The following is a 4272-nucleotide window of genomic DNA, read 5'->3' on the forward strand; positions in this document are numbered from 1 at the left end:
GAGAAACAGGAGAAGCTAATTTAATATGCCCCATTCTTTCTCTTCTAGTAATAGATTTGGTAACTTCCACTCCACATCGGTCACAAATAACTCCTTTGTACCTTATCCTTTTGTATTTGCCACAACTACATTCCCAATCTTTGACTGGTCCGAATATCTTTTCGCAAAATAAACCATCTTTCTCTGGTTTTAAAGTTCTATAATTGATAGTTTCAGGCTTTTTAACTTCACCATTAGACCATTTTTTTACTTGTTCTGGTGAAGCCAGTCCGATTTTAATCGAATTAAAACTCTTCACAATTGCCAATATAATTACCCCCTATTTTAGTCAATAGTAAATAGTGAATAGTCGTTATTTATAACATGTAGTGTATATTACATCCATTTAGCTAATTAGTTAACCGGTATTTAGCCTAGTAGCACTAACCAATTAGAGTAACTCTATCTTATAGATATTAACTGAAAATCGACTTTCTTTATCTAAAGCTCAAAGTAAAAATCAAAAAACCATTATTAGAGGCTCAATATTTTTTCTATTAATTTCTAATCATAAGTAATAGTTTTGTTTTTTGCTTTTTAGTTTCTCATTTTATTACTAAATACTATTCACTAACCACTTATTGCTAATCACTTATTAACTTATTTCTTTCATTAAATTTTCACTAAATTCATCTTTTAAATCGATATCTTCCTTAAGGTCTATTTCTTTATCTTGAGGATCTAAAACTTGTACATCCAAACTTAAACTACGCAATTCTTTAATTAAAACTTTAAACGATTCTGGCATGCCAGGTGCAGGGATACATTCCCCTTTCACAATAGATTCATAGGTTTTAATTCTTCCCAATACATCATCTGATTTTATGGTCAAAAGTTCCTGAAGATTGTAAGCTGCGCCATACCCTTCTAAAGCCCAGACTTCCATTTCACCAAATCTTTGGCCTCCAAATTGGGCTTTTCCTCCCAAAGGTTGTTGAGTAACCAAAGAGTACGGACCAGTAGAACGCGCATGGATTTTATCAGCAACCAGATGAGCTAATTTTAAAATATAGCTATAACCTACGGTGACTTTTTGGTCAAAAGGTCTACCAGTTCTGCCATCATACAGAATTGCCTTGCCATCTTTAGGTAAACCTGCTTCTATTAAAGCTTCTTCAATTTCCTCTTCTTTCGCACCGTTAAAAATAGGTGTTATCATTCTCAACCCTAAAGTTTTAGCAACCCAACCTAAATGTACTTCCAGAACCTGTCCTACATTCATTCGAGAAGGGACACCTAAAGGATTCAATACTATTTCTATGGGTGTGCCGTCTGACATAAAAGGCATATCCGCCTCGGGTAATATTTTTGCGATAACTCCTTTATTTCCATGTCTTCCCGAAATCTTGTCCCCCTCTGAAATCTTTCTTTTTTGGGCAATAAATACTTTTACTAATTGATTTACTCCCGGGGGAAGATCATCATTATTTTCCCGGGAAAATACTTTGACTCCTATAATCTTACCCTTTTCGCCATGAGGAATTCGCAGAGAAGTATCTCTTATCTCTCTAGCCTTTTCCCCAAAAATTGCTCTTAATAACCTTTCCTCCGGCCCTAAATCTGTTTCACCTTTAGGAGTTACTTTCCCCACTAAAATATCACCTGATTCCACTTCTGCTCCAATTCGAACAATTCCTCTTTCATCTAAGTTAGATAGGCTGCCTTCCCCGATATTAGGAATATCACAGGTTATTTCTTCCGGTCCTAATTTAGTATCCCTTGCTTCACATTCTTGTTCAGAAATATGGATAGAGGTAAAAGTATCTTCTCTGACTAATTTTTCACTAATTAAAATAGCATCTTCAAAATTATAGCCTTCCCAGGGCATATACGCTAGTAACACATTTCTCCCCAAAGACAGAAGCCCCTCAGAAGTTAAGGGTCCATCAGCAAGAACATCTCCTTTTCGGATAATCATTCCTTCATCCACTAAAGGTATCTGATTTATACAAGTTCCCTGATTAGAACGAACGAATTTTTTTAATCTATATTCACTTTGAATATTTTCATTATTTTCAATAATTATTTTGTCAGCGCTTACTTCTTTCACTAAACCATCATCCTGAGAAAGAAGAACCGCGCCAGAATCGACAGCAACTTTATTTTCCATTCCCGTTCCCACTAAAGGAACTTCGGGTTTTATTAAAGGAACAGATTGTCTCTGCATATTAGTACCCATCAATGCCCTGTTCGCATCATCGTGATCTAAAAAAGGAATTAAACTTGCCGAAATGCTGGCAATTTGTTTGGGAGACACATCAATAAAATCTATTTCGTCGGGTATACACTCAATAATATCTCCTCTAAATCGGCAAGGTACATCATTTTGTGAAATTTTATTATCTTTATCTATTTTTATATTTATTTGAGCAATTTTATATTTATCTTCTTTATCAGCAGATAGGTAAACAATCTCATCAGTTACTTCCCCATCTATTACCTTAAAATAAGGTGTTTCAATAAATCCTAATTCATTAACCCTTGCATAAATACAAAGAGATCCTATCAATCCAATATTAGGACCTTCAGGAGTTTCAATGGGGCAAATTCTGCCATAATGAGTATGGTGAACATCTCTTACTTCAAAGCCTGCTCTCTCTCTGGTTAAGCCACCTGGACCTAAAGCAGAGAGTCTTCTTTTGTGAGTAATTTCGGATAAAGGGTTAGTTTGGTCCATAAACTGAGAAAGCTGACTACTTCCAAAAAACTGTCTAATAGTTGCTAATAATGGCCGAGCATTTATCAAAGCTTGAGGAGTAATAGCAGACACATCGGGTTGAATCGTCATCCTCTCCCGAATTACTCTTTCCATCCTGCTTAATCCGATATAAAATTGATCCTGAAGCAATTCGCCAACAGTTTTTATCCTTCTATTCCCCAAATGATCAATGTCATCTATATAACCAATCCCCCTATATAAATTAACCAAATACCTTAAGGAAGCCACAATATCTTCTCTAGTTAACGAGGGACCCTTTTTTATTTTTATTTTTTCTTTAAATTTTTTTATTTTGTATAATAAAGTGTTATTTAGTTTATCACCAACACTGCAAATTACTTCACCTGTTTTTGGATCAATTATATCTTCGGCTACAATCGCATCAATGATCCCTTCATTAATTCCTTCACTCAATTTATCAATAATGGGCATGAAAGCTTCACATTTTTCGTTAAAAATAGTTATTATTTCGTTTTCATGGTTCAATACTTTTACCTTGTCAACTCCTGAGTCATTTATTGCAGTAAGCTTTTTTTGATTTATTTTTTCTTCTGCTTTTACAATTATTTTATTGTTTCCGGGATCAACAATATCTTCGGCTGCGATAGTACCCAAGATCCTATCTTCCAAATTTAATTTCCTGTTTATTTTATATCTTCCCACTTTCGCTAAATCATATCTTTTAGGATCAAAAAGTAATCTATAAACTAATTGACGAGTATTTCTTTCAGTTGGAGGTTCGCTGGGTCTTAATCTTCTAAATATTTCCACCAAGGCATCTTTTTCGTTAGATGTATTATCTTTTTCTAAAGTAGTTTTTATAATCTCTTCGTAATCAAAAAGTTCCATTATTTCTTCATTGTTCTCATATCCCAACGCTCTTAGCAAGGTGGTTGCCGGAATCTTCCTTTTTTTGTCAATCCGAACATAGATCATGTCGGATGAATCAAAACCAAATTCCAACCAGGAACCACGATTAGGAATAATTTTAAATTTATACAATGATTTGCTAGTGTCATTTTTTTCTTCATCAAAATAAATACCGGGAGATCTTATCAATTGATTTACAATTACTCTTTCTGCTCCGTTAATAACAAAACCTCCATTTTCGGTCATAAGCGGTAATTCTCCCATAAAGACATCTTGTTCTTTAATTTCACCTGTTTTTTTGCTGATTAAATTTATCTTGACTTCTAAGGGAGAAGAATAAGTTCCGCCTTTTTCCCAACATCCGTAAGGAGAATCTTTGCATTCCCCCAATGAATAACTAATAAAATCTAATATCAGATTACCGGTAAAATCTTGAATGGGGAAAATGTCCATAAAAACTTCCTGCAAACCTTGTTTTTTTCTTTTATCAGGTGAAACAGACCTTTGTAAAAAATCTTCAAAAGATTTTTTTTGTATATCCAATAAATTAGGTATTGGACATAATTCAGGTATTTTGGAATAATCCTTCACTTGATTAGATTTATTGCGCACCGCAAAACACCAACCTTTATATAATGATTAAA

The 4272-nt window shown here is 34.1% G+C and carries 2 protein-coding genes; both read right to left on the reverse strand.

Features of this window, described 5'->3' with window-relative positions; genetic code table 11:
• The coding region (locus ENO17_05245; protein ID HER24437.1) for a hypothetical protein at window positions 1-307 on the reverse strand (307 nt) is incomplete at its 3' end.
• A gap of 327 nt (window positions 308-634) precedes the next feature.
• Window positions 635-4240 (reverse strand): DNA-directed RNA polymerase subunit beta, encoded by a 3606-nt coding sequence (gene rpoB / locus ENO17_05250; GenBank protein HER24438.1) that lies wholly within the window; start codon window positions 4238-4240, stop codon window positions 635-637.
• Window positions 4241-4272 lie beyond the last annotated feature (32 nt).

The organism is Candidatus Atribacteria bacterium (assembly GCA_011056645.1).
GTDB lineage: Bacteria > Atribacterota > Phoenicimicrobiia > Phoenicimicrobiales > Phoenicimicrobiaceae > Sediminicultor > Sediminicultor quartus.